General features: G+C 44.7%; 22 protein-coding genes and 1 riboswitch. Of the genes, 17 read left to right on the plus strand and 5 right to left on the minus strand.

Translation table 11 applies throughout. The features are described from left to right. The first annotated feature begins 29 nt into the window (after nt 1-29). The 5 genes from LGO15_RS05225 to LGO15_RS05245 all read left to right on the plus strand — a co-directional run bounded on the left by LGO15_RS05225 (nt 30) and on the right by LGO15_RS05245 (nt 4,022). Nucleotides 30-629, plus strand: a complete 600-nt coding sequence (locus tag LGO15_RS05225) for a DUF421 domain-containing protein (RefSeq protein WP_167833360.1) — start codon at nt 30-32, stop codon at nt 627-629. A gap of 168 nt (nt 630-797) precedes the next feature. After that, a complete protein-coding gene (locus LGO15_RS05230; protein WP_226087824.1) occupies nt 798-1,949 on the plus strand; it encodes an MFS transporter in 1,152 nt (383 codons plus the stop codon). Between the two features lie 114 nt (nt 1,950-2,063). Next, nucleotides 2,064-2,822 carry a threonine/serine exporter family protein gene (locus tag LGO15_RS05235; RefSeq protein ID WP_167833361.1) on the plus strand — a complete coding sequence of 253 codons (759 nt, stop codon included), beginning with the start codon at nt 2,064-2,066 and terminating at the stop codon, nt 2,820-2,822. 15 nt (nt 2,823-2,837) lie between these two features. Next, the gene (locus LGO15_RS05240; RefSeq protein ID WP_167833362.1) at nt 2,838-3,281 is read left to right on the plus strand and encodes a threonine/serine exporter family protein; all 444 of its coding nucleotides are present in this window, start codon (nt 2,838-2,840) and stop codon (nt 3,279-3,281) included. Between the two features lie 108 nt (nt 3,282-3,389). Continuing rightward, the gene (locus LGO15_RS05245; protein ID WP_226087002.1) at nt 3,390-4,022 is read left to right on the plus strand and encodes a histidine phosphatase family protein; all 633 of its coding nucleotides are present in this window, start codon (nt 3,390-3,392) and stop codon (nt 4,020-4,022) included. 54 nt (nt 4,023-4,076) lie between these two features. Here LGO15_RS05245 and LGO15_RS05250 read toward each other — a convergent pair whose 3' ends face one another. Further along, nucleotides 4,077-5,066 carry an NADPH:quinone oxidoreductase family protein gene (locus LGO15_RS05250; RefSeq protein ID WP_226087003.1) on the minus strand — a complete coding sequence of 330 codons (990 nt, stop codon included), beginning with the start codon at nt 5,064-5,066 and terminating at the stop codon, nt 4,077-4,079. A 381-nt stretch (nt 5,067-5,447) separates the two neighbouring features. Here LGO15_RS05250 and LGO15_RS05255 point away from each other — a divergent pair, with 381 nt between their 5' ends. The 7 genes from LGO15_RS05255 to LGO15_RS05285 all read left to right on the plus strand — a co-directional run bounded on the left by LGO15_RS05255 (nt 5,448) and on the right by LGO15_RS05285 (nt 11,516). Further along, nucleotides 5,448-6,617, plus strand: coding sequence for an MFS transporter (locus LGO15_RS05255; RefSeq protein ID WP_226087004.1), 1,170 nt, complete (start codon nt 5,448-5,450; stop codon nt 6,615-6,617). Further along, entirely contained in the window at nt 6,598-8,727 is a 2,130-nt protein-coding gene (fdhF, locus tag LGO15_RS05260) for a formate dehydrogenase subunit alpha (protein ID WP_167833365.1), read from the plus strand. Before LGO15_RS05255 ends, fdhF begins: the two co-directional genes overlap by 20 nt. A 14-nt stretch (nt 8,728-8,741) precedes the next feature. Further along, nucleotides 8,742-9,287: a 4Fe-4S dicluster domain-containing protein gene (locus tag LGO15_RS05265; RefSeq protein WP_226087005.1), complete on the plus strand. Its 546-nt coding sequence runs from the start codon at nt 8,742-8,744 to the stop codon at nt 9,285-9,287. Nucleotides 9,288-9,726: 439 nt separating this feature from the next. After that, the gene (locus LGO15_RS05270) at nt 9,727-10,467 is read left to right on the plus strand and encodes an Mrp/NBP35 family ATP-binding protein (RefSeq protein WP_167833366.1); all 741 of its coding nucleotides are present in this window, start codon (nt 9,727-9,729) and stop codon (nt 10,465-10,467) included. Between the two features lie 18 nt (nt 10,468-10,485). Continuing rightward, nucleotides 10,486-11,013 (plus strand): QcrA and Rieske domain-containing protein, encoded by a 528-nt coding sequence (locus tag LGO15_RS05275; RefSeq protein WP_167833367.1) that lies wholly within the window; start codon nt 10,486-10,488, stop codon nt 11,011-11,013. After that, nucleotides 11,006-11,203: a hypothetical protein gene (locus tag LGO15_RS05280; protein WP_226087006.1), complete on the plus strand. Its 198-nt coding sequence runs from the start codon at nt 11,006-11,008 to the stop codon at nt 11,201-11,203. The genes LGO15_RS05275 and LGO15_RS05280 overlap by 8 nt, the downstream gene beginning before the upstream one ends. Before the next feature lie 91 nt (nt 11,204-11,294). After that, the gene (locus LGO15_RS05285) at nt 11,295-11,516 is read left to right on the plus strand and encodes a hypothetical protein (protein ID WP_226087007.1); all 222 of its coding nucleotides are present in this window, start codon (nt 11,295-11,297) and stop codon (nt 11,514-11,516) included. A 45-nt stretch (nt 11,517-11,561) separates the two neighbouring features. Here LGO15_RS05285 and LGO15_RS05290 read toward each other — a convergent pair whose 3' ends face one another. Beyond that, nucleotides 11,562-12,071, minus strand: a complete 510-nt coding sequence (locus LGO15_RS05290; RefSeq protein WP_226087008.1) for a hypothetical protein — start codon at nt 12,069-12,071, stop codon at nt 11,562-11,564. A gap of 373 nt (nt 12,072-12,444) precedes the next feature. Between LGO15_RS05290 and LGO15_RS05295 the strand changes: the two genes are divergently transcribed. From LGO15_RS05295 to LGO15_RS05315, 5 genes are all read left to right on the plus strand, one after another. Further along, nucleotides 12,445-15,189 (plus strand): dynamin family protein, encoded by a 2,745-nt coding sequence (locus tag LGO15_RS05295; protein ID WP_226087009.1) that lies wholly within the window; start codon nt 12,445-12,447, stop codon nt 15,187-15,189. Between the two features lie 149 nt (nt 15,190-15,338). Beyond that, nucleotides 15,339-15,447: riboswitch (SAM riboswitch) on the plus strand. 104 nt (nt 15,448-15,551) lie between these two features. Then, the gene (locus LGO15_RS05300; protein WP_226087010.1) at nt 15,552-16,649 is read left to right on the plus strand and encodes a sugar ABC transporter substrate-binding protein; all 1,098 of its coding nucleotides are present in this window, start codon (nt 15,552-15,554) and stop codon (nt 16,647-16,649) included. 262 nt (nt 16,650-16,911) lie between these two features. After that, on the plus strand, nt 16,912-18,408 hold the full coding sequence (locus LGO15_RS05305) for a sugar ABC transporter ATP-binding protein (RefSeq protein ID WP_226087011.1): 1,497 nt from the start codon (nt 16,912-16,914) through the stop codon (nt 18,406-18,408). Nucleotide 18,409: 1 nt separating this feature from the next. Continuing rightward, a complete protein-coding gene (locus LGO15_RS05310) occupies nt 18,410-19,414 on the plus strand; it encodes an ABC transporter permease (RefSeq protein ID WP_226087012.1) in 1,005 nt (334 codons plus the stop codon). A gap of 163 nt (nt 19,415-19,577) precedes the next feature. Beyond that, a complete protein-coding gene (locus LGO15_RS05315; protein ID WP_226087013.1) occupies nt 19,578-20,720 on the plus strand; it encodes a serine hydrolase domain-containing protein in 1,143 nt (380 codons plus the stop codon). Nucleotides 20,721-21,313: 593 nt separating this feature from the next. Here the strand turns inward: LGO15_RS05315 and LGO15_RS05320 are convergent. From LGO15_RS05320 to LGO15_RS05330, 3 genes are all read right to left on the minus strand, one after another. After that, nucleotides 21,314-22,093 carry a formate/nitrite transporter family protein gene (locus LGO15_RS05320; RefSeq protein ID WP_226087014.1) on the minus strand — a complete coding sequence of 260 codons (780 nt, stop codon included), beginning with the start codon at nt 22,091-22,093 and terminating at the stop codon, nt 21,314-21,316. 179 nt (nt 22,094-22,272) lie between these two features. Then, nucleotides 22,273-23,487 (minus strand): MFS transporter, encoded by a 1,215-nt coding sequence (locus LGO15_RS05325; RefSeq protein WP_226087015.1) that lies wholly within the window; start codon nt 23,485-23,487, stop codon nt 22,273-22,275. A gap of 94 nt (nt 23,488-23,581) precedes the next feature. After that, on the minus strand, nt 23,582-23,953 hold the full coding sequence (locus tag LGO15_RS05330) for a VOC family protein (protein WP_226087016.1): 372 nt from the start codon (nt 23,951-23,953) through the stop codon (nt 23,582-23,584). Nucleotides 23,954-24,085 lie beyond the last annotated feature (132 nt).

The raw sequence follows: 24,085 nt of genomic DNA on the forward strand, positions 1-24,085 counted from the left end.
AAAGGTAAAAATTTTTTAGGAGGCAGCTTATGGATTTCACTTTTATATGGCAAACGGCTCTATTGATTCTATCAGGGATTTTGCTGTTGAGAATCGCAGGAAGAAAATCAATCTCACAAATGACGCTGGCGCAAACAGTCGTTATGATTTCACTTGGTACCATCATCGTCCAGCCCATTGTGCAAAAAAGCATGTGGAAGGCAATCGCCGGTGCAGCTATCTTTGTCGCTGCCATTTTAATTCTTGAGTATTTGCAGCTGAAATTTAATTTCTTCGAGAAATTCATCACAGGGAAATCAAAGATCATCATTCAGAATGGTCAGCTAAATATCAAGACCTTGAAGAAGCTGCGGCTGACGGTTGACCAGTTGGAGATGAGACTTAGGAATAAAGGGATTACGAAGCTGGAAGATGTTAAATATGCGACGATCGAACCTAACGGCCAGCTTGGCTATGAGCTCACGGATGACGCAAAACCGCTCACGGTCGGGGAGTTTAAAAGGGTATTGAATGACTATCTTCCAGCAATGCTCATGAAAATGGAAGAAAAATCGCAATCAGCAAATCCAGATATCTTTGAAGAACTTAATAAATCAAATCCGCAAGATAACCCGAAATACCTTCAATAAAACAAAATTTCCCTTTTATTTATCCAGTGGCCTATGCTATTATTTAGAAATGCGAAATACATGTAAAAATCTTCTTTGCAGAAGATTTTTTTCTTTTTTAACAAAAAGGGGAGATATACTTTGTCACAACCAAAAGAACCATTATGGACCTCTTCGTTCATTAAATTGATGGTAGGGAATCTATTCATTTTCATGTCTTTCCAGATGCTGATTCCGACTCTGCCGCCTTATATAAAATCAATCGGTGCCAGCGGAACGGAAATCGGGCTGGTCACGGCACTATTCTCTATCGGTGCTGTTTTGAGCAGGCCGTTCATTGGCTTCATGCTTGAGTATAAAGCGCGGGGGCCGCTCGTTTTGATTGGTGCTGTAATGCTCCTATTGATTACATTCTTATATCCACTTTCACAAGTAGTCGTGATTTTCCTGGCAATACGCCTGATCCATGGCCTTGCCTGGGGATGGTCAACGACGGTTAATGGTACAGCTGCTGTTGACCTTGTCCCTAACTCACGCCTTGGCGAGGGGATGGGATATTTCGGCTTGTCCATCACTATTGGGATGATTATTGCGCCAAGTCTTGGAATTTTCTTGTTCCAGGTTACGTCTTTCGATAATCTCATTTACATTTCCGGGGCTCTTGGAGTCATTGCATTGGTGCTCCTGGGGACGATTAAGTACAACACGCCCAATCAGGTGTTAACGACCAAAAAGGAAGACCTTAAATTCACTTATTTAGGGTCACTTGTCGAAAAATCCGGCTGGTTCCCGGCAATGCTCACATTGCTCATTAACCTTGGCTATGGAACGATTGTCACCTTCATCGTGATTTTCGGGGATGAACGCGGGATTGACCAAATCTTCCTGTTCTACCTGTGCAATGCTATCCTTGCGTCCTTGTCGCGTCCGGTTGCCGGAAAATGGTTTGACCAGAAAGGGCCTGTCGGGCTTGTCATACTAACCATCTCTATTACGATCATGGGGATGTGGGTGCTGAGCTTCGCCCATTCTAACATCATGATTGCGATTGCCGGCGTATTATTCGGAATCGGATTCGGTTCCCTGATCCCGACCCTGCAATCGTGGACATTGTCACTGACACCTCCAAATCGCCGAGGTGTCGCAAATGGAATGTTCTTTTCATCCATCGACCTGGGAATAGGATTAAGCGGACTGATTTTCGGGGTGCTTGCACAATTCATCGATTTGGGAACATTATTCCGGATCTCCAGCGGGTTCATTGTGTTAGCCCTGATCCTGACCATTGTAAAAGGAAGACAGACGAAAGAAGTACAACAGCCAAAGGAAGCTCTTTCCTGAGGCAGGATGCCAGCCTGGTATATGGGCTGGCTTTTTCTATGGTTGCGAACAGCACTCTTATGATTTAAACTGATAAAGAAATTTACAGAGTACGGATTGGTATGTGAGGACATTATGGATAATCAGGATCAAACATTTGAAGTGATGCGGGCCTGTTTGCTTGCCGGAAAAATCATGCTCCAAAGCGGCGCGGAAACATATCGGGTGGAAGACACGATGTCGCGGATGGCTTCGGCTTTCGGGATTGACCAGACGCACAGCTATGTGACACCCACCGGCATTATTTTTTCAGTTGAAGGAGTGGGCCGGGAACGTACAAAGCTTGTGCGGATCTCCGAGCGGACGACAGATTTACGGAAGGTCGCAATGGTAAACAGCGTTTCCCGGAGAATCAGCAGTGGTGAGGTAGGGCTTGAGGAGGCTTGCAGGCTCCTCGGAGAAATTGAAGAAGCCAACTTAACCTACTCGTTCATGGTTCAAATACTTGCAGCAGCGATTGCGAGCGGTTGTTTCACCATCATGTTCCTCGGGAGCTGGCTCGACTTCCTGCCTTCGATGGCTGCAGGTGGGATTGGATTCTTTCTGGTCGTTTATTTTCACAGGATTGTCCCGGTGAAATTTTTCGCTGAATTCCTGTCCTCTTTTATGATTGGGATGATTTCGTTTTTCTTTGTAAAACTGGGACTTGGACAGGAACTGGATAAAATCATTATCGGCTCCGTAATGCCGCTTGTTCCCGGACTGCTGATCACGAATGCGGTGCGGGATTTGATGGCCGGCCATTTGGTCTCAGGGCTTTCAAAAGGAGCAGAGGCGCTGTTGACCGCTTTTGCGATTGGTTCAGGCATTGCGGCAATCTTATCTTTGTTGTAGTCAGGAGAAGTGGCGATGGTTTATATAGAACAACTTATTACGAGTTTTATTGCTTCGGCAGCGTTCGGAATCATTTTTAACGCACCGAGGGAATCTCTCGTCAAATGCGGAATTTCCGGGATGGTTGGCTGGATCGTCTATTTTGCACTTGATACGAATGGGTTCGGCACGATTTTTGCGACATTGATGGCCTCTTTCTTGATTGCGGTTGTCAGCCAGGTGTTCGCGAAGGCATATCGGACGCCCATCATCATTTTTAGCGTCGCTGGAATCATTCCGCTGGTTCCGGGCGGACTGGCATATGATGCAATGAGGAACTTCGTGGAGAATGATTATGGTGTCGCCCTTTCGCTCGCTGCGAAAGCATCGATGATATCAGGCGCAATTGCGGTCGGCCTTGTTTTTTCTGAAGTAATCAACCAGGTGATCAGAAGGTCAAACCTGGGGCCGGTAAAATAATGATTGGGAAGACTCGCGTACTGTTGCGGGTCTTTTTTTTTCGGTCAAAAAGGTGATTTTGCCGTCTGCGGAGAATTGTAGATAAAAAGACAAAAAAAGGGTGAGGAAATGGAAATATTATTGATCAGGCATGGTGAGTCGGAGGGGGATATCCTCCAGGTCCATGAAGGCCGGGCGGATTTGCTGTTAACGGAACATGGCCGCAGGCAGGCTAAGGAAATGGCGAAAGTCGTAAAAGAAAAATTTATGCCGGAAGTAATTTGGTCCAGCACATTGAAGCGTGCAAGGGAGACGGCAGAAATACTCAGCAAGGAAACAGGGATTGCAGTGATTGAGGATGAGAAATTAAGAGAATTCAATAATGGCGTTTTGGCAGGTTTGCCTTATGCAGAAGCCAAGCTGCGCTATCCGGAGCCAGAGGGTGGCAGAAAACCTCATGAACCAATAGAGGAAGGGGAGTCTGAACTGGAGTTCCGCTTCCGCGCCCAGACGGTATTTTCAAAGATTCTAACAGAAAGCTCAGGCAAGAAGAGAATTGCGATTGTCTCTCATGGCGGAATGATCTCCAATCTGCTGAGGACATTTTTGAATCTGCCAGTGTTATCGGATACCTATTTCCCAACTGGAGATACCGGAATCCACTTGCTAAGACTTAATGGCAGCCAGAAAGTCATAATGTTCATGAATGATTGCGGACATCTGGCGAAAGTGGACTCAGAGCAGCTGGCAGCACAAAATTAATTTGAATGATAGAACAGCCCGAACACAGTGACGACTGAGTTCGGGCTGTTTGTTTTACATCTTCAAAATCGTCCGCCCGCGGTTTTCGCCTTTTAAGATGCTGGAAAGGACATTAGGCAGTTCTTCTAATTCCACTTCATTTTGAATGGTTTCGAGCAATCCCTCAGGCTTCAAGTCTGAAGCCATTCGCTGCCAGAGAAGCCTTCTTGTTTCCATCGGGCAGTAAACCGAATCAATGCCAAGGAGATTGATTCCTCTGAGGATGAATGGGAATACAGTTGTTGGGACATCTGTTCCGCCAGTCAAGCCGCTGACTGCGACTGAACCGTTGTACTCGAGCTTGCTAAGGATGGCGGATAAAGTCTTGCCGCCAACCGGATCAACGGCCGCTGCCCATAGCTGCTTATCCAGCGGCTTCACTTTTTCACCGATTAACTCTTCACGGCTGATGATTTCTGCTGCTCCTATTTTGCGAAGGTATTCGTGCTCCGATTCTTTTCCCGTGCTTGCAACAACTTGATACCCTCTTTTCGCCAGCATCGCCACAGCCACGCTGCCGACTCCTCCAGTTGCTCCAGTTACGAGAACTTTTCCCTTTTCTGGTGTAAGGCCGTTTTCTTCAAGTCGATGGACGGACAAGGCTGCTGTGAATCCAGCAGTCCCGAAAATCATCGCTTCCTTCAATGTAAGACCATCTGGCAATGGGACAATCCAGTCTCTCGGAATATGGGCAAATTCGCTGAATCCACCATAGTGGGAAACCCCTATCTCATAACTAGTAGCAATAACTTCGTCGCCTTCTTTGAAGCGGTTGTCATCAGACCGTACAACCGTCCCGGCAAGGTCGATCCCTGGAATGAAAGGATAGGACCTTACAATCTTTCCATTCGGGATGCTTGCCAGTCCGTCCTTATAGTTGACACTAGAATAGGCCACCTTGATCAGCACATCTCCAGCAGGCAAGTCCTCCAGCCTGAGCGTCTTTATTTCAGCAGAAAAATCTTCCTCAATCTTGTTTACCATAAAAGCTCTGAAATTCTCCATATCTCCCAACCTTTCCTGGCTTGATAGTTTTAGTATAGGGCATAGGCGTACCAGACTTCTAATAACTTAACTTACCCAGGGATTCTTTTTACCTTTCAGGATTCATCCCTATAGATTTCATTGTAAAAAGTTAACCCCCTCACAAATTTATTACGATTTTGTGTCCACTTCTTTTGGTGTGACGGACTTCACATATCTTTTAATCTGCCTCCCTTAAGATTTAGGTAAGCAAGGTACACAGTGGTGGTTAGGGCTTTAAAAACATTATCAAATCAATTTATCACTATTCACAAAGTGTTTACAATTTCACCCTATTATGACTGTTTTTCCATGATAAGATGAGTTTTGAAATCGGGAACGATTTACAGGGAGGTAGCAAAGTTGTACAAATTCGAGAAATCTTTTTACTCAAAAACAAGCATGTATTCCTTTGTCGTTGTGATGATCTTGTTCTTCTCAATGTGGTATTCAACTTCGAAGTTTGTCCATATTGATATGGCGCTTCTGGGATATGCGATTTCATCAGCGGTCTTCGCGATTGGCCTGACAATCAGGATGAGCTTCTGGATGTGGCGTAAAGCAACTAACAGGGTGGCGAAGCGAAGCGTTGATAACCTTTTTAATAAAGAAAGATTGAAACGTAATTCAAAAGCATTCATCAAAACATTGATTGATAATATCATTTTGCAAAAATTCATTTTCCAGCGCGGGCTCTACCGCGGAATCCAGCACTTCATGATTTCATGGGGCTGTATCATTTCCTTCGCAATTACATTCGGATTAACATTCGGATGGATGAGATTTGATCTGATCGACCCGGAAACATACCAGATCATCGTGTTCGATATGCCAACCATCACGATGGCGGCTCACGGGATATTCGCCGAGATTGTCTATAACGGTCTGAACATCGGCGCGATCATGGTGTTGATCGGAGCAGGGATGGCCTTATACCGACGCATCACTGACTACGATGTAAAAGTAACACAGCGATTCGAATTTGATATCCTGCCATTGATCATTCTGCTGGCAGTCACCGTTACAGGGTTGATCCTGACAATCCAATACACATTCCTTGATGGCTGGATGCATCATTATATGTCACTCATCCATCAGGTAACAGTCATCATCATGCTGATGTACTTCCCATTCGGAAAACTGTTCCACGTGCCGATCAGGCCGCTGGCTACAGCCGTTCCAATGAGTTATCAAGAGGTGGTCAAAGTGGATACGAAATCATGTAAAAGCTGCGGCCAAGTCTACAGCAACGATGACCAGATTGCGGATGTCCAGGCCATTTTAAAAAGCCAGAACTTCGACCTGCAGCTTGCGGACGGCTCATATCTTTCAGATTATTGCACAGGCTGCCGCCGCAGGATGAGAGCATTGAAGCAAATGAATCTTGAAGCGCCAAAAGGCAACCCATACGGACCAGTAAACACAAACAACGGAATTCATATATCAGGCTTCAGCAAAAAACGTTCGGAAGATTTCTACGGACTTGAACAGGATTCAAAGGAGGAAAAAGTAGATGAGCCAGTTTCTCGTTAAAGAAGGCGTAAAAAACCAGATCCGCAAAGGTGAAAAGCTAGTCACAACGCATTGCTGCTACTGTGGGATGCAATGCGGCATGCACATACGCGTCGATGAAAAGAACAACAAGGTTGTCGGTGTCGAACCGCGTTACGACTGGGTTTTAACAAGAGGGAAAATGTGCCCTAAAGGGGTTACGGCTTACCAGACGATTGACCATCCGGACCGGATTAAACGTCCTTTGATCAAAAAGAACGGTAAATTCGTTGAATCCAGCTGGGATGAAGCGCTGGATTTGATTGAAAAAAAATACAAAGAGCTTCAGGGAACATACGGGAAAGATTCAATTGGTGTATACGGCGGAGTGTCGATGACCAATGAAAAGTGCTATCTTGTCGGGAAGTATGCCCGTGTAGGACTTGGTACACGCTATGTCGATTACAATGGCCGCTATTGCATGAGTTCTGCTGCTGGCGGATTTAACAAGACACTTGGAATGGACCGCGGATCTACGCTGCCATGGACAGAGTTGGAGCATACAGATACATTCTTCATGGCTGGAACCAACACTGCTGAATGCCATCCAACTAGCATCCAGTGGTTCTGGAAAGCGAAGGATAAAGGGGCAAAACTCATCGTCGCAGACCCTCGTGAAACAGCTACTGCACGTGTTGCGGATGTGCATCTGGACTTACTTCCAGGTACAGATTCAGCTCTCGCGAACGGAATCATGCACTTATTGATCAAGCATGATTATGTTGATCACGAATATGTACAGGAGCGTTGCAACAACTTTGAAGAATTAAAAGAAATGACAGCAAAGTTCACACCAGAATATACATCGAAAATTACAGGTGTAGCAGTGGAAAAAATCATCAAGGCTGCACACATCTTTGGAAAGTCGCCTCGCTCAGTCGTTATGTTCGCTCGCGGAGCGGAACAGCAGACAAAGGGAGTCGACAATGTCAGTCTTTATACATCAATGGCGCTGCTAAGGGGTCAAATCGGGAAGTTCGCTTCAGGTGTAGCGACATTCACGGGCCAGGGAAACGGCCAGGGAGGCCGTGAGCACGGACAAAAGGCAGACGCACTTCCAGGCTACCGCAAGCTCGCAAACCCTAAGGATGTTGAGTATGTTGCCGGAGTATGGGGCATCAAGCCTGAGGAAATGCCAAAAGAAGGCGTTTCAGCATATGAAATGTTCCATTTAATGCAAAGCAAACAAATCCGTGCACTGCATGTCATCTGCTCGAATCCGGTAGTATCATCACCAAACATTAACTATGTAAAAGACTCTCTGGAAAAATTGGATTTCTTAGTCGTGAATGATTTCTTCCTTTCAGAAACTGCTGAACTCGCTGATGTTGTGCTTCCTGCAACAACATGGGCTGAGGATGAAGGAACGACTACTAATATAGAAGGCCGTGTCATCCGTATTCGCAAGGTTGTAGACCCAATTGGTGAGTCGAAGCCTGACTGGGAAATCATTAAGTTGATTACAGACCGGATGGGTAAAGCAAACTTCTTCCCTTACAATGAGCCGCGTGAAATCTTCGATGAATTGCGAATTGCTTCCAAGGGTGGAAAAGCAGACTATTTCGGTGTCACATATGAAAAAATCGATGAACAGGATGGAGTCTTCTGGCCAGCTCCAGCAGAGGATCATAATGGAACTCCACACGTTTTCAAAGAGCGGTTTGCTACTGAAGATGGCAAAGCTAACCTGGCAGTCTGTGACTGGAGAGAGCCAGGGGAAGTGCCAGATACTCAGTACCCTCTATGGCTGACTACTGGACGCGTTGTATTCCACTACCTTTCAGGAAACCAGACTCGCCGTGTAGGATTCCTGATGGAACAGTGCCCGGAACCATTCGTCGAAATGCATCCAGAGCTAGCTAGCCAGTACCAGATTGAAAATGGAGAAAGAGTCAAAATCTCTACACCTCGTGGAGAGATGGTTGCACCTGTGAAAATCACGAAAGCGATTCGCAAGGATACTTTATTCGTACCTTACCATTGGGGCAAGGAGTTGTCCATCAACCAGCTTACGAGTCCAGCTTTGGACCCAATCTCACGGATGCCTGAATTTAAAGTCTGTGCTGTAAAACTTGAAAAACTGACTAAATAGGAGGAACGGCCATTATGAATAAAATAATGTACCTTGAATTTGAACGCTGTATCGGATGCCGTGCCTGCCAGGCAGCCTGCCGTGAGTGCGGAGACCATGATGCAAAAGAACGGAACTATGTAGAATATGTTGATTTTACCGAATCACGCCAGACCTTCCCGATGCTGTGCATGCAATGTAAAGACCCTGCTTGTGCTCGTGTCTGCCCGGCAAACGCGATCCAGATCACCGATGAGGGCGTCGTGCTGTCAGCGATGGAAGAGAAATGTATCGGATGCCGCAACTGTACATTCGGCTGCCCATTCGGTATCCCGAAATTCGATTTCGAGACAAATAAAATGTACAAATGTGACATGTGCTATGACAGAACTCGTCATGATATTGCGCCAATGTGTGCATCTGTTTGTCCAAGTGACGCGATCCGCTTCATCGACTTCGATGAAATGCAGCAATTGCGCAGAAAACGTACCCAGATGAACCTGGTTGAAGGCAAAAAGCCGCAAGAGGGAAATAAATGGGATTACGTACCTGAGTTCTTCGGAGTTTATACTGATTCATAATCATAATTGAAATGCGGAAGTGCCTTGGTCAGCCCCGACAAGCGCTGGAGGGCCGACCGGTGAAGTCGTTCTTTGACTTCATTGGGCGGACCGAAGCGTCTCGAGGGGCTAGGCGCTGGAGCTGGATATTCTCGAAGTGAGTAAATATTTTTACAAGAAAATTCATACGAGCCGGCCGGAAAAGAGCGCTAAGTTCATTAGGGCCGGCTCTATTTTTGAATCGATCTTTACGATATTGACGAAAAATCAATTTTATTGGCGAAGTTCACAGGTTTATTGGCAATAATTCGATTTTATTGGCGAAAACCACATGTTTATTGGCGAAAATAAAAATAAATTGGCGAACTGGAAATTTCAAACGATTTTTTCCAGTTAAGGTTTTAACCAATTTTAGATAAGGTAGGGAGTAATAACCCATCCAAAAAAGAGGTGCTTTCAAATGTTAAAAGGAAATGTGCTGGCGGTGACAAGTGGAAAAGGCGGAGTTGGCAAGTCTTCATTATCAGTGAACCTTGCACTCGCGCTGCAAAAGCTTGGCAAGTCTGTCGCAATCATCGACCTTGATATATACGGATTCAGCGTACCGAAAATCCTGAATATAGATTCCAAGCCAAAGACGTTCAACGGAAAAATCATTCCGGTTGAAGCGAATGGCATTAAGGTAATGTCCATGGGTTTCCTAGTCAAGGATAATGAGCCAATCGTCTGGCGCGGCCCAATGCTCGGAAAAATGATTCAGCATTTTACTGAGGATGTGCTGTGGGGAGAAATGGATTACTTCATTCTCGATATGCCTCCTGGCACCGGTGATGTTGCCCTTGATATGCACCTGATGATTCCGCAGAGCAAGGAAATCGTCGTGACGACGCCTCATAAGGCAGCTTCTTTCGTTGCAGAACGCGCTGGATCGATGGCAATCAAGAGCAAGCATGAAGTCATCGGCGTGGTCGAGAATATGTCCTATTTCAAGCCTGAGGACAGTGATCAGAAGTACTATATTTTTGGAAAAGGCGGCGGCGAGGAACTGGCTTCACAGCTTGGCACAGATTTACTGGGACAGCTGCCGATTCAAGAAGCCGATGAGAATAGCGAAACGCCTGCAATCGCAGCAGAAAATACTGCGCTATTCAAGGAATACGTAGACCTGGCAGAAAAAATACATGCTAAGTTTCAGCTCTAGGAACAGGAGGATTTGGCTATGAGTGATGAAAAAAAACAGACACATCATGAAGATGATAAGGATATGATCAAGCTGATCGATAACCTGAACAGGAAAGATGATGTTCATTTGAATAGAAGGGCATTCCTGAAGGCTTCATTCGGCGCAACCGTCGCAATCGGACTTGCAACGACTCCATTCGGAATCTTCACGTTCCTGCGCGATGAAAATGGCGAAGTGAAACGAGTGGAAATCACCGATATCGATGACCTGGCAATCGGCGAATCCAGGAACTTCAACTACCCGACGAAGAATGAGCCAGCTATTTTGGTCAGGACACCGGAGGACAAATTCGTAGCCTACAACAATAAATGCACACATCTTCAATGCCCGGTTTTTTACGAGCATAAGGAAAATGTCTTGCTGTGCCCTTGTCACAAAGGTTATTTCAATGTAGACAGCGGACAGCCGATGGCAGGACCGCCGCAGCGCGAGCTTCCTAAAATCCTGCTAGAAATCAAGGACGGAAAGGTTTTTGCAGTAGGGAGGGAAGTAAGGCATGGATAAAAAAAGAGCAGCATTCTTCTCGATTTTCCTGTTCCTTGCCATCAACGTTTTCTCTTTATCCAATGCCATCGAGGGGTATTATGGACATGAAGATGAGCGCGTATATGGCGCAGTTATCGTTGCGCTGATTTCGACGATCCTGGCAACAACAGCCTTTTTCATCTGGAGGAAGGCAGAGTATAAAAAGTAGGCTGAGGGCGATGATAAAAAGGAGGACTCTTTGTATACAACTGAGTACATAGCAGTTGGAATGGCATTGAGTTCAAAAGGGAGGAATGCACATGGTATCCCATTCTTTTTTTCATCAAGACAGAAAAAAAGTATCAATTGAGGAAGTACTTGAAAATTCCCTTGAAATTGAAGAAGATTTAATGCGTACTTACCTAATCACGGCTGAACGAATCCATGACGATCCCGAACTAAAGGACCGCCTCGAAAACTTCGCAGAAGGAAATGCGAAACGGACAAAACAGTTGCTTGATGAATTAAAAAACGGTAAATAAAGAAGCAGCGGAGTTTTTGAACTCCGCTGCTTTTCTATTAGAGTATTAGCTAAATTGATTAGTCGGTACAATCTTGATATTTTCCCCTTCGAATTTCCTTTCGCCGAACAGGGTGATCAAGGTGCAGCTGGTGATGCGGAAAGGGTCTACAGCGATTTCATATTCCGCAAGCAGGCCGGAACCCAGTTCGTCGCCTTCTGGATTCAAAGCCTGGACATTCTGGCCTTCAAGAGTCCTGAGCTTGGCTTTCATCAGGAATAACTTCCACTCTTCCCAATTCTTGATCAAAAACGCTGCCTCACCATTCTCCAAATAGCCTAGCTGGCAGTCTCTTTCATCGATCGCTGATTCGTTTCCATAGCTAAGCTCCATGATTAAATTCCTTAAAAATTGAAACTCCTCAAGGCCAAGATAAGGGTCAATGTGGAATTCAACCACGTTTCCGTTTTCCTTGATGGAAGCAAGTGTTTTGTTGTTCATCATGACAGATTTGTTTTTAATATGTTGTGATTTCAAATGTTCCAGGGGAGTGCCCATGAGTTTCAGAGTAAGCATAACAATCTCCTTTTTCGGTCGTAATGTTACCTTCATTATAATGATTTTGCCCTATCTGCGGTGTGACAAACTTCATTACTTCCCCATAAAACCTGATTTTAGTACGAAAGATATAGGCAGAGGCATTTTCGACAATAACTGGCAAAAAATTGGATCGTTTATTAAAAAAGTTACAAATTTAGCAGTGCTTGTAGCAAAACTGAAAGCTGGCTGAAATCTTGCATGAAAAATTGTTTGATAGAATACAATGATAAGGTTTGAGCGTAAGCCGGCATAGGGAAAAAGTATAGTTAGTTAGAACAATTTTTTATGCCTGAAGGAGTCTGAAGGCTCTTTTTTTGGATTGATATTATAAAGAGGTCGGAGGAAGGTCATGACAATTGAAGAGCAATTAATCAAAAAGTCGTACTTTGAAACTTATATGGAGCAAGGAAATCAGGCACATCCTATTCGTGTCCTCGGGGAGCTTTACCTTGAAGAGCAGAAGAATGATATGCCGGATTTATCATACATCCGTTTTGCTCAGGGAGAGGTCTATTTTCATAACAGAGATTACGAAGCGGCTATTTTTAAATGGGAAAATATCACGAATGAACTGGAGCCATGGGCGAAAAAGAACATGGGTGATGCGTTCCTTGAGATTGGTCTGCACACATCTGCAGAGGAACTGTACCTTTCGATTGATACAGAAAGCAATATTCTCAGGATTGAAAGCGGGCTGCAGCTTTTGACGCTTTACATAGAACAGGGGAAGCTTGACAAAGCGGTTGCTGTCATCAAGAAATCTGTGCAGCTGGATCCGGATTATCCGGGCGTTACAGGGATTGCCCGTGCTTTCTTTGAAGAGCATCACGACTGGGAAAATGCCGTTGAACTGGCAGTCAATGAAGGAGTCCGAACCGGTTCGCCAAAGTGGTTTGACGTCTTGAATCAGTATGTAGAACAGGGGCATACCAGACAGTTCTCACCGTCTTATTTTAACGAGGCGTTATCGGTGCTGTTCCAGGTGGACCGCAGCCGGTTTGAACAGCTGTCTGTATCCCTGTGGGAAAGTTATCGGGATCAAAGCTCCTATATGAAATGGCTGAGGGAGTTCAACCAGTTGTTCAGTGGGATGGACGGCAATAGAAGAGATGGCTGGACCCATCTTTCAGCGGTCTATCAGGACACTTACTTCGAATTGATTAATGGAGATCGGTTGATTAAGGAAATCTCACCGCTGATTCCTGAGTTGCTGACGAACTGGCTGAAAATTACGAGTCCAGTTAACAGCCTTGTTTCAGCATCATCAATCATTGCTTGGAATGAGGTTTTTCCAGGAACCATTACCACGTCGGCGATTCACGACGCGGAGAACCTTGTCCTGAATTCTCGCCAATACGATAATGGATACGAAGATAGCATGCAGTTATTTGAGACCATCATTAAGTGGGCTGAGAACCATGAAATCGAAGTAGGCAACAGGATAAAATGGATGGTCCGTGAGCTCCAGGAAACCAATGTCCATAATCTGCTGATTGCCGGTTTATCTGGAAATGGAAAGTCATCCTTCGTCAATTCGATTGTTGGCGACGAGCTGATTACCTCTCCCACTGGTGCTGTCATCAGGTTCATGAACGATGAGAATCCGGAAATCCAGGAAATTAATGATACGGCAGTCCGCCAAATCACGGATCTCGAGGACTTTAAGGAATCCGCCGGAGTTCGCCGCCAGAACCATAAAAAGGAAACGATCATTGACTTCAGAGCTCAGTTCCAATTCCTGCACGACCATCAGTTGGCGCTAATTGATTCTCCAGGAATCAATCGTAATAACTATGACAATCATCCGCTGTACAATTACTTGAGGTTTGCTGACAGCCTATTATTCGTGCTTAACGCAAATGACCCTTTTACGGAAAAAGAAAGGGAAATCCTCACGAAAATTTCCGAGTACTTCCCGCAGCTGCCTATTCACTTCCTGTTGAATAAAATAGATGCTGTCTACAGTCAGCAAGAGGCAATAGAAGTATTTGACCAAACATCAGCGGAAATCAGCCAATACTATCCTGAAGCAAAGATGTTCGCTTTCTCAGCTACTTATGACATAGGCAAGCAGTTGAGAGATTTCTCTGATTTTATCCAAGCAAACAGAAGCACAGTAGACTTCGAGCAGGAGCGCATAGCAAAACTGCAATTCTTTGTGAGAAGGGCGATCACATATTTGCTTGATAAACGGATTGAAATTGAAAATGACCATATGGAAACAATCAGCTGGAACGAAGAGATGGTAAGCAAGCTGAATGGTGCGATCAATCAGCTGGGTGACATCGAGGAAGAGAAATCGAAATCCATTCAGAAGTCGTACCGTAAAATCAAGGACGAAACCCGTACGGAAATCATTGAAAAAATTCCGGGAATCCTGCGGAGTTGTTCTGAATTGGTAACAGAGGATAGCGATTTCGGAAAAATCCATACTGAAATGGATGAAGCGATGAACAAGAAGATAAGAGAATATCTTGATGAAACACTGTTGCCGAAATTCCATGAGGATTTGCAGAGCTGGATTCAGCATTCGAAGGACGAATTCGATCATAGCCAAAACTACCTGAATGAAATGGCTGACGGTTTCAACTCGATGTATGGAGATGAACGGATCAGCCTGGACTGCGATTTCAGGGTACTTGATGATTGGCGCCGCGATGCAAGCCGGATGACGAACGGCGTTCACTATGAAAAAATCAACATCATGAACCGCTCGACACCACAGCAATTCTTCCTGAAGAGCGCAGGCAAGCTGCTAGGCGTGCTGCCGCAAAACAATGCGATGCTTTATAACCGATACAAAACCTATCTGGAGACAGAAGATTATTATGAGATCGGCGTAACCACTGCGAAAAGATTCCTGCAGCAATTCGAGATTTTTGAAAAATCGATTGAACGAGATGTGAACCTGTTCTTCAAAAATCCATTCAACGTTCTAGAAAAAGCAGTGGAAGATGCCAATTCCGAAATCGAGTATGGCAAGACGGAACTTGAAAAAATGAGAATCAACCCAGAACTGTACCGCGACCCTTTGACACTGTACGAAGTGAAGCTTCGCCAGTTTGAATGGATGACCGCAGCAGGAAGGGGTTAATTGAAAAGGAAGATTCCTAAGCGGAGTCTTCCTTTTTGCTTGGTGTGAAAAAAGAATAAAATTAAATTTTCGAAATAATATTGACAATATGAGTATAGGAGTTTAAAGTAAAATTTATCGATTTGCAACATTAACTCAATAAAGAAATTCTCTTATCAAGAGTGGCAGAGGGACTGGCCCTATGACGCCCAGCAACCGTTCCAAGTGGAATTGGTGCTAAATCCTGCAAAACAATTTTTTTGTTTTGAAAGATAAGAGAGGAATCCGACCTTTGCATTTTTACTGCGTTTGAAACCTCTCTTTTCTGGAGAGGTTTTTTTATTTGTGTTAGTCAGGCAGATCAATCAAAGGGGGAAATTCAGATGAAAAAAGGAATGAAAAAAGTATTTTTAGGTGCAGTTGCTTCCGCATTGCTGCTGACAGGCTGTGGCGGAGGAGAGACGAAGACGGCCTCCGGTCCTGTTGAGGGAGTTCCGGAGCGATTTGCCAAAGGTGAGGAAGTCAAAATTAAAGTTATCCGCAAGATTGGCGGAGACGACCATACTGCACAATTTTTAGCCGGAGCGAAAGCAGAAGGAGAAGCTCTTGGCTTTAAGGTAGACGTTTTTACTGCGAATGGAGATACAGCAAAATTCCATGACGCGATTAACCAAGGGCTGCAGCAGGATTATGATGGATTCATCATCTCGCATGGTGACGATGCGGCAACAGTAGATGATGTGAAAAAGTTAGTGGATGAGGGCAAAAGTGTTGTAACTTTTGATTCGAATCCAGACCTTGCTCAGGTAGAAGGTGTCACTCTTACTTCCCAGGACGATGAAGCCCTCGCCACTCAGGCGCTAGACCAGCTTGTGAAAGACCAAAATGGCGAAGCAAATATCGTTTATCTATGGGTAGATGGCTTCCCGCCGATGGTAAGAAGAAATAAAGTTTACCAGGAAACCTTAAAGGCGAATCCAGGAATCAAAGAGGTTGAGAGATTCGGAGTGGCTGCAGCCGATACTAGCGTACAGACGCAGAACGCTGTTGCAGCGATGTTGAATAAGCATCCAAAAGGAGAAATTGACGCGATTTTCGCAACTTGGGACGCATTTGCGATCGGTGCAGCACGTGCCATCAAGGAAGCAGGCCGCGATGAAATCAAGATTTACGGAATTGATGTTTCCAATGCTGACCTGCAGGAAATCCAGGGAGATGGAAGCTCATGGAAATACACGGCCGCTGTTGACCCGAAGCTGATTGGGGAAGTGAATATGAGATTGCTTGCGAAAAAGCTTGCCGGTGAAGAAACTCCAGCAAGCTATGACCTTGAAGCATCACTGATTTCACAGGAAGAGCTGCAGCAGTCAAAAGAACCGGTGAACATGGCAAATTTAGCTGAAATCATCGAAGGCTGGGGCAAATCCGATGCATTTTTGGAAGACTGGATGGAGAAATTGAAGGATCATTATAAGAAATAAATATGGAAATGGTTGGTTGAGAAGTTTTTATAGCTGAAAAAAATATTATATAGCGACTTTCTCGATTATATAGCGACTTTTTCAATAATATAGCGACTTTATTGGTTTTATAGCGACTTTTCAATTTATATAGCGAGAATTTCACTTTTATAGCGAATTGGAAATTCTGTGCGATTTTTTCCAGTTTACACTCAATCAAAACAGGCACTCTCAAACTTAAGAGAGTGTCTGCTTTGCAGAATGATAGAGAGGAGACATCGGGATGGAACTTCAAATGAAAAACATCAGTATTGAGTTTCCGGGAGTGCTTGCGCTGAATAAGGTGGATTTCAGCACAGAAACGGGCAGGATCCATGCGTTGATCGGTGCGAATGGCGCTGGCAAATCCACATTAATGAAGGTGCTTTCTGGAGCACACGACCATTTCACCGGTGAAATCCAGCTTGATGGCAGGAAGGTGGAAATCCGCAAGCCGGCAGATGCGCAGAAACTCGGAATCCAGACGGTATACCAGGAGGTTGATACAGCAATCATCCCGTCGCTGACTGTAGCAGAAAATATCATGCTTAATCACACAGTGCAGGGAATGAAAAACAAGCATTGGGTGAATTGGAAACAGCTTTTCAATCAGGCAGAGGCCATTTTATCAGACATGCACCTACAGATTCCCGTAAAAAAGCTGGCCGGGGATCTGACCCTCGCCGAAAAACAGCTTGTTCTGATTGCCCGGGCAATTTCAAGTGAATGTTCATTTTTAATCCTTGATGAACCAACCGCTCCTCTCAGCCATATCGAAACGACTGAACTGTTCAGAATTACAAGGGACCTGGCAAAGAGGAATGTGGGCATCATCTTCATCTCCCATCGCTTGCCAGAGATTTTTGAACTGTGTGATGAGCTGACAATTATGCGAAATGGCGAACTGGTCGCTAAAAAGACTATTCCTGAAGTCGACACTCAGCTGGTAATTGAATACATGCTCGGCCGTAAGCTGGAAGACCAATTCCCGGAAAGGGTCAGCAAGTCTGGTGAAACCCTTCTGGAAGTTGAAGGACTAACAGATGGAGATAAGGTAAAAAACACTTCTCTCCATGTAAGGACAGGAGAGATTGTCGGATTGGCCGGCCTTGTAGGAGCTGGAAAGACTGAACTATGCAAAGCGTTGTTTGGCGCAGTGCCAATAAAGAGTGGAACCGTAAAGTTAAAAGGAGAAAACCTGAAACTGACAAGTCCTCATGCAGCTGTAAAAAGCGGCCTGGCCCTTGTGCCAGAAGAGCGGCGCAAGGAAGGTGTGCTTGTCGCAGAATCAGTTACCGCGAATCTTACAGCTGTCAATCTTAAGAGATTCTCAAAATATTTCAGTTTTATCGACCGTCGGGCTGAGAAAAAAACTGCACAGGAATACATAAAGGCTCTCGGAATCAAGACTTCCTCAGAAAATGCGAGGGTCGAAAACCTCTCGGGCGGGAATCAGCAGAAGGTGGCGATTGGCAGGTGGCTGATTGCAGATGCAGACGTGTATATCTTTGATGAGCCAACCAAGGGGGTCGATGTAGGTGCGAAACGGGATATTTTTGAGCTGATTGCCCAGCTTGCAGCTCAAGGGAAGGGCGTCATTTATGCATCATCCGAGCTGTCCGAAATCGTCGGCATCACGAATCGGGTTTACGTGCTCTATGACGGTGAACCTGTCAAGGAGCTGGTAACCAACGAAACAACAGAAGAAGAACTTTTATTTTATTCAACAGGAGGAAGGTAGGATGGAAGCGAAACTCCCATTGCAGCAAGAGCCAACACCCAAAAAGACATTCGAACTGTTCCAGTTCCTATATAAATATGGGACGATATTGACCATCTTTGTCCTGGTCGCAATCTTCGCGGCAGCAAATCCTTCTTTTATCAACGGAGATAATGTCATCAATATCCTGCGCTCGATTTCAATCGTGACGATCATCGCGGTCGGGATCACCATCTCGCTGACTGTGGATGGTTTTGATTTATCTGTCGGCTCAGTAGCATCACTATCCAACGCTATCGTCATCTCGATGTTTGTCTGGTTTTCGCAGAACACTTTAATTGCGGTATTGTCAGCGATCGCAGCCGCCTTGATTGTAGGGGCAATCAATTCGTTGATGATCGTCAAGCTTAAGATTCCAGATATGCTGATGACGCTGGCAATGATGTTCATCATCCAGGGAACAGCGTTGACTTATACGAAGGGCGCAACAGTTTCGGAGAATATGATTCTTCCTGATGGCAGTTTTTCAACAGGAACCATTAGCCCGTTATTCGCTAAAATAGGGCAGGTTCCGTGGATCATCCTGATCATGGCGATCGCCGTCATTATTGTCCATATATTCCTGACGTACACAAAGCACGGACGCTATATGTATGTGATTGGCGGGAATAAAGAGGCGGCCAGGCTTTCGGGTATTCCGGTCAACCGCTATAAAACGGCTGCCTACCTGCTGTCTGCGCTATTCGCAGCAATTGGCGGGATTGTTTTGGCCTCACGTGTCATGACTGCTGAAATCAATGCAGGATCCCCTTATTTAATGGATTCGGTAGCCGCTGCATTCATTGGTTTTTCCGTTCTGGGTGCAGGCAAGCCGAATGCGTTCGGCACATTTGTAGGAGCGGTACTGATCGGAATTTTGCAAAACGGGCTTGTGATGATGTCTGTACCGTATTACGCAATGGATATCGTGAAGGGAACCGTGCTGGCATTTGCGCTGGGGATTACCTATTATAAGCAGAAACATTAGTCGATCAAATTGCTCTATTTGGAAATAAAACAAGCAAGCCGGATTTAGAGCCAATCTAAATCCGGCTTTTTTATCGTTCCAAGGTGGAGGAATATGGAAGCTTTAGCAAGAATATAAAGAACTTATGGTAAAACAGTCAATTCGATGAGGAAAGGATATCACGATGAAGAGACTTTTAATGTCAGTGGTTTTGGGGGTCAGTTTACTGGGCAGTGGCTGTTCTAATCAAGAGGGTGCAGTAACAGAGAGCAAGAAAGAAGTTATTCTTCAAGAGACGGAGGCTTATTGGCCGACAAAGCAATGGCGAACGTCCTTGCCAGAGGCGCAGGGAATGGATAGCTCCAAGCTTGTGGAACTTTATGAACAGCTTGAAGGCAATGATAAAGTCCATAGTTTCATAGTGGTAAGAAACGGCTACATCGTAGGGGAAAAATATGGTGGGACATATTCAGAAAACAGCAGCCATAATGTATACTCAGTTACCAAGAGCATTCTCGGGGCTGTTGCTGGTATTGCAGCTGAAGAAAAAGTAATTAAATTGGAAGACCGGGTTTTGAACTTTTTTCATGATGTACCAATTGAAAATATGTCACAGGCTAAGAAACACTTGACCATCAAGAATTTACTGACGATGACCACTGGATTCGATTGGCCGGAGTGGACGGAAAACAAAGGCGTTTGGACAAATTGGGATAACAGCGAGGATCAAGTGAAGTATTATCTGGATCAGCAGATCAACGAAGAGCAGGTAGGCAAATTTAATTACTCGAGTGGTGATCCGCACACACTTTCAGCCATCCTCCAACAAAGGCTGGGCAAAACAACATCAGAATATGCTTTTGAAAAGCTCTTTGAACCAATAGGCATGAATAGTGTCCGATGGAGCCCTGATAAAAAGGGGATATCAATGGGCGGTGCTGGTATCTTTATGACCCCGAGGGATATGGCTAAGTTTGGTCTTTTATATTTAAATAAAGGCCAATGGGACGGCAACCAAATTGTTCCGATGGAATGGGTCGAAGAATCTATTTCTCCGCAGGCAGCTACAGAGATTCCCGGGGGCGAAAACTATGGATACTATTTCTGGCTGACTGAAATGGATGGCCACAAAGTATATGAGGCGATGGGAGCGCATGGACAGTTCATTGGAGTCATTCCCGACCTCAATATCGTAGCTGTACAGACTGCTTCAGGCAATGACTTTGACGCTCTGCTAAAAGAATATGTCATTCCGGCTGCAGTTTCGGAAGAACCAATTAAGGTAAATGAAGAGGCGAATAAAAGACTAAAAGAACTTATGGAATGAGCAGGTGTATACATTGGTTTTAGTCTTTATACTACCGAGCTGTTTAAATAAACTGTACCTGCAGTAAGCACATTTCAAAAAATGAAAGAATAGCCTAATGAAAGGCTTGCCTAAGTTCTGAGCTTTTTCATTAGTTTTCATTAAAAAAGAGGAGGGATCGGTAATTTACGGAAAGATCTTTATATACATATCAGAATGGGTTTTATTATTAATTGCCGTTTTTTATTTTCTTATCTTCCAACTGCTATTTCTAGCGAACATCGCTGTGGTAGATAAGGTAGAAGATTCTATGAATTTTCCATACAGTTATTCGTTTGTTTTTTGGTCTTATATATCATGTTTTATTTTTACATAAAGCATCTCCAGGGGAGCCGTTGGTACAGGGAGGTCAAGCAGTTCATATGGGGGTTGTTCTTCGCGGCCGCTGCCGTAAGCAGTCTGTTTTGGTTTTCAATGAATGTAGCAGTGTATTCAAAAGAGTTGTTGAGTAATCAAACACTGCTTGCCTCCATCTTTCTAGGATCCACCATGCTGGCAGCTCAAATTGCGATCAAATTCAAAAGGGAAGGCTCAGGTACAAACTGAGCCTTTTATCATTCCTCAAAAAATGGTTTGTTCGCATAATAATACATCCAGCCCATCATAATCCCGCCGCCAATGAGATTGCCAATCGTCACGGGAATCAAATTGTGGATCACACCTGCAAAGGTAACGGACTGTGGGTCATCGAGGACCATGCTGATCGCAAAGGTGCACATATTGGCGATGCTGTGTTCATAGCCCGATATGAAGAAGCAGTAGACGAAGAACACCATTGCGAACATTTTTGCTCCGTCGCCCTTCATTGACATCGGCAGGAAGAATGCCAGGCAGACGAGCCAGTTACAGAGAATTCCCCTGAAAAATAGCTCTGAAGTTGGTGCAAGTGTCTTTTTTTCAGCGACACTCAACAAGAAACCATTTACCGAATGATCATTAAATAATCCTGTTGTGTAAATCAAAAAAGCGAACGCAACTGCGCCAATGATATTCCCGATATAGCTGTAAATCCACATCCTGGCCACCTGCACCCAGGCCATTCTTTTTCTCAGTGCCGTAAACGTATAATAAAAGGTGTTGCCTGTAAACAAATCACCTCCACCATAGGCAATCAGGATAATGGCTGCACCGAATGTAATGGCCGCTATAGGGTAGGCAAAGGGCGAGTGTTCCACATAAAATGGATTTCCCGTCTTGAACGCAACAATCACCCCAAAGCCGATGAACATCGAAGCCAAGGCAGCTCTTGCCAAATAGCGTGTCCTGCTCTGTTTGAAAATTTTGTGCTTCTTTAAAGCCAGTTTTTCGACTTCTTGTAAGGCTTGTACTTCCAAATGAAATCACCCGATTTTCTTCATATATAATATCTTCTAATGTAAATGATTCCCCAGACTGCAATTAAAAATCAGTAAATCTTGCAACTGAATGCAAACGACGTGCGAAGAGGGAGGAATATATTAAAAGCAAATGAAAAAAGACTGAATCCGCTAAGATTCAGTCTTTTTTGGCATGTTTAAAATGTATCCCTGACGAACTTCGGATTGCGCTGCATCGACGCAAATAGGACAATGCCGCTTACGAGCAGCAGCACGCTTGTCAATACGAATACTGAGCTGAAGCCGAAGTATCCGGCAAGAAAACCGCCTAGTATTGGACCGACAATGTTCCCGAAGAAACGGAGACTTGTGTTGTAGCCGAGTACCTCTCCCTGCATGGCCACCGGTGCTTCTTGCCTGATATAGGCAACCCTGACTGGTATGATTCCTCCGATGGTGATTCCGAGCAGGAACCGGATCAGCACCAGCTGCCAGATGTTCCCCACAAAACCGCCTGGCAGATAGATGATCGCTGATAAAAACAGGAGCAAGACAAGTATTTTAATGTAGCCAACCCGGTCGGCAATTTGCCCCCATTTCCGTGCCATCAACAAGTTGCCGAGCCCTGCTGCCGAAAAGGCGATTCCAGAAAAGAAAGCGAGATTTTCAGGCCCGTGCAGCTCACCAACATATAGAGACAATATTGGCTGGATACTGAAATGGGCAATCTGGACAAGCATGGACATGAGCAGGACATTCACCATGATTGGGTTTTTGAAGATATGCTGAAGAACTTCTTTGCGGCTGTAATTTGTTTTTGATCCGTTTTTGATATCAACCCTGTATTCCATCACCATGAACACTAACAATCCTGACAGGACGATGAAGGCCGAGGTGGATTGGAAGGTTACCGCGTAGCCTAGGGAATCGGCAAGTACCCCGCCGATCATCGGTCCTAGAAGGGCGCCGGTTATACTGCCTGTCTGGAGAGTTCCTAATACCTTGCCGGCCTGTTCCTTTGACGTCTGCGTGGATATCAGAGCCTGCGACACAGGGATGAAACCTGAGAATAACCCCATGAACATCCTAAGTAAAAATAATTCCCATACAGAATTGGCTAATCCTAACAGGAAAACTGAAAAGCCCATGCCGAAAGCCATGAAAATCAGGATCATTTTCCGGCCGAACCGGTCTCCAAGCCTTCCGATTGCCGGAGAGAATAGAAATGCAGTAACGAATGTAATCCCGAAGGTCAAGCCCGACCAATTTTGGACATACCTTTCTGAAAAATCACCGAACGTCTCAATGTATAAAGAGAGAAAGGGCATCACCATTGTCATGCTGCCGGCGATAAAGAAATTCGCGAACCACATGATCCTCAAGTTGCGTTTCGCCTTTTGCTGCTGGGTCATTCCATCAACACTTCTTTCTCAGTGCGAATATTTCGCTTTTCTAAATATTATACCAAATTTTTGCTGTATTGAAAACCAATACAGCAAGCAGGTATTATTTCAGCCATTCGAGCAATTCAATTCTATTCCCAAATGGGTCGTTGACATATATGCGATTTGCGCCTGGCAACTTGTCATCTTTAATGTAATCAATTCCTGTAGAAGTCAAATGCTGTTTCAATCCTTCAATATTCTCCATTTCAAATGCCGGATGGGCTTTCCGTGCGGGTACAAAAGGTTCCTCAATGCCAATATGGATTTGGCAATTCCCGAATTGAAACCATGCTCCGCCACGCTTTTTCAACTCAGCTGGCTTTTCAATCTCTTCAAAGCCCAATATTTCTCCAAAAAATTTCCGTGCCTGTTCTTCCGAACCCTTAGGTGCTGCTAGCTGTATATGATCGATCGCTTTAAATTTGAATGTCATATTCAATCCCTCCCTATTAAAAATTCTAATCTATAAGGAAAGATAAGGAAATGACAAGGTATGAATCTATAAATATAAGTTTTTCTTATCACTTAAAAAGTAATACAAGCCCTCCTGATTACATATAAATTA

This window comes from Mesobacillus sp. S13, from assembly GCF_020422885.1.
Lineage (GTDB): Bacteria > Bacillota > Bacilli > Bacillales > Cytobacillaceae > Mesobacillus > Mesobacillus selenatarsenatis_A.

Bases quoted from the DNA above. Each gene is read 5' to 3' on its own strand.
- LGO15_RS05225 (WP_167833360.1), top strand. From the start codon at position 30: ATGGATTTCACTTTTATATGGCAAACGGCTCTATTGATTCTATCAGGG.
- LGO15_RS05230 (WP_226087824.1), top strand. From the start codon at position 798: ATGGTAGGGAATCTATTCATTTTCATGTCTTTCCAGATGCTGATTCCG.
- LGO15_RS05235 (WP_167833361.1), top strand. From the start codon at position 2,064: ATGGATAATCAGGATCAAACATTTGAAGTGATGCGGGCCTGTTTGCTT.
- LGO15_RS05240 (WP_167833362.1), top strand. From the start codon at position 2,838: ATGGTTTATATAGAACAACTTATTACGAGTTTTATTGCTTCGGCAGCG.
- LGO15_RS05245 (WP_226087002.1), top strand. From the start codon at position 3,390: ATGGAAATATTATTGATCAGGCATGGTGAGTCGGAGGGGGATATCCTC.
- LGO15_RS05250 (WP_226087003.1), bottom strand. From the start codon at position 5,066: ATGGAGAATTTCAGAGCTTTTATGGTAAACAAGATTGAGGAAGATTTT.
- fdhF (WP_167833365.1), top strand. From the start codon at position 6,598: ATGAGCCAGTTTCTCGTTAAAGAAGGCGTAAAAAACCAGATCCGCAAA.
- LGO15_RS05265 (WP_226087005.1), top strand. From the start codon at position 8,742: ATGAATAAAATAATGTACCTTGAATTTGAACGCTGTATCGGATGCCGT.
- LGO15_RS05270 (WP_167833366.1), top strand. From the start codon at position 9,727: ATGTTAAAAGGAAATGTGCTGGCGGTGACAAGTGGAAAAGGCGGAGTT.
- LGO15_RS05275 (WP_167833367.1), top strand. From the start codon at position 10,486: ATGAGTGATGAAAAAAAACAGACACATCATGAAGATGATAAGGATATG.
- LGO15_RS05280 (WP_226087006.1), top strand. From the start codon at position 11,006: ATGGATAAAAAAAGAGCAGCATTCTTCTCGATTTTCCTGTTCCTTGCC.
- LGO15_RS05285 (WP_226087007.1), top strand. From the start codon at position 11,295: ATGGTATCCCATTCTTTTTTTCATCAAGACAGAAAAAAAGTATCAATT.
- LGO15_RS05290 (WP_226087008.1), bottom strand. From the start codon at position 12,071: ATGCTTACTCTGAAACTCATGGGCACTCCCCTGGAACATTTGAAATCA.
- LGO15_RS05295 (WP_226087009.1), top strand. From the start codon at position 12,445: ATGACAATTGAAGAGCAATTAATCAAAAAGTCGTACTTTGAAACTTAT.
- LGO15_RS05300 (WP_226087010.1), top strand. From the start codon at position 15,552: ATGAAAAAAGGAATGAAAAAAGTATTTTTAGGTGCAGTTGCTTCCGCA.
- LGO15_RS05305 (WP_226087011.1), top strand. From the start codon at position 16,912: ATGGAACTTCAAATGAAAAACATCAGTATTGAGTTTCCGGGAGTGCTT.
- LGO15_RS05310 (WP_226087012.1), top strand. From the start codon at position 18,410: ATGGAAGCGAAACTCCCATTGCAGCAAGAGCCAACACCCAAAAAGACA.
- LGO15_RS05315 (WP_226087013.1), top strand. From the start codon at position 19,578: ATGAAGAGACTTTTAATGTCAGTGGTTTTGGGGGTCAGTTTACTGGGC.
- LGO15_RS05325 (WP_226087015.1), bottom strand. From the start codon at position 23,487: ATGACCCAGCAGCAAAAGGCGAAACGCAACTTGAGGATCATGTGGTTC.
- LGO15_RS05330 (WP_226087016.1), bottom strand. From the start codon at position 23,953: ATGACATTCAAATTTAAAGCGATCGATCATATACAGCTAGCAGCACCT.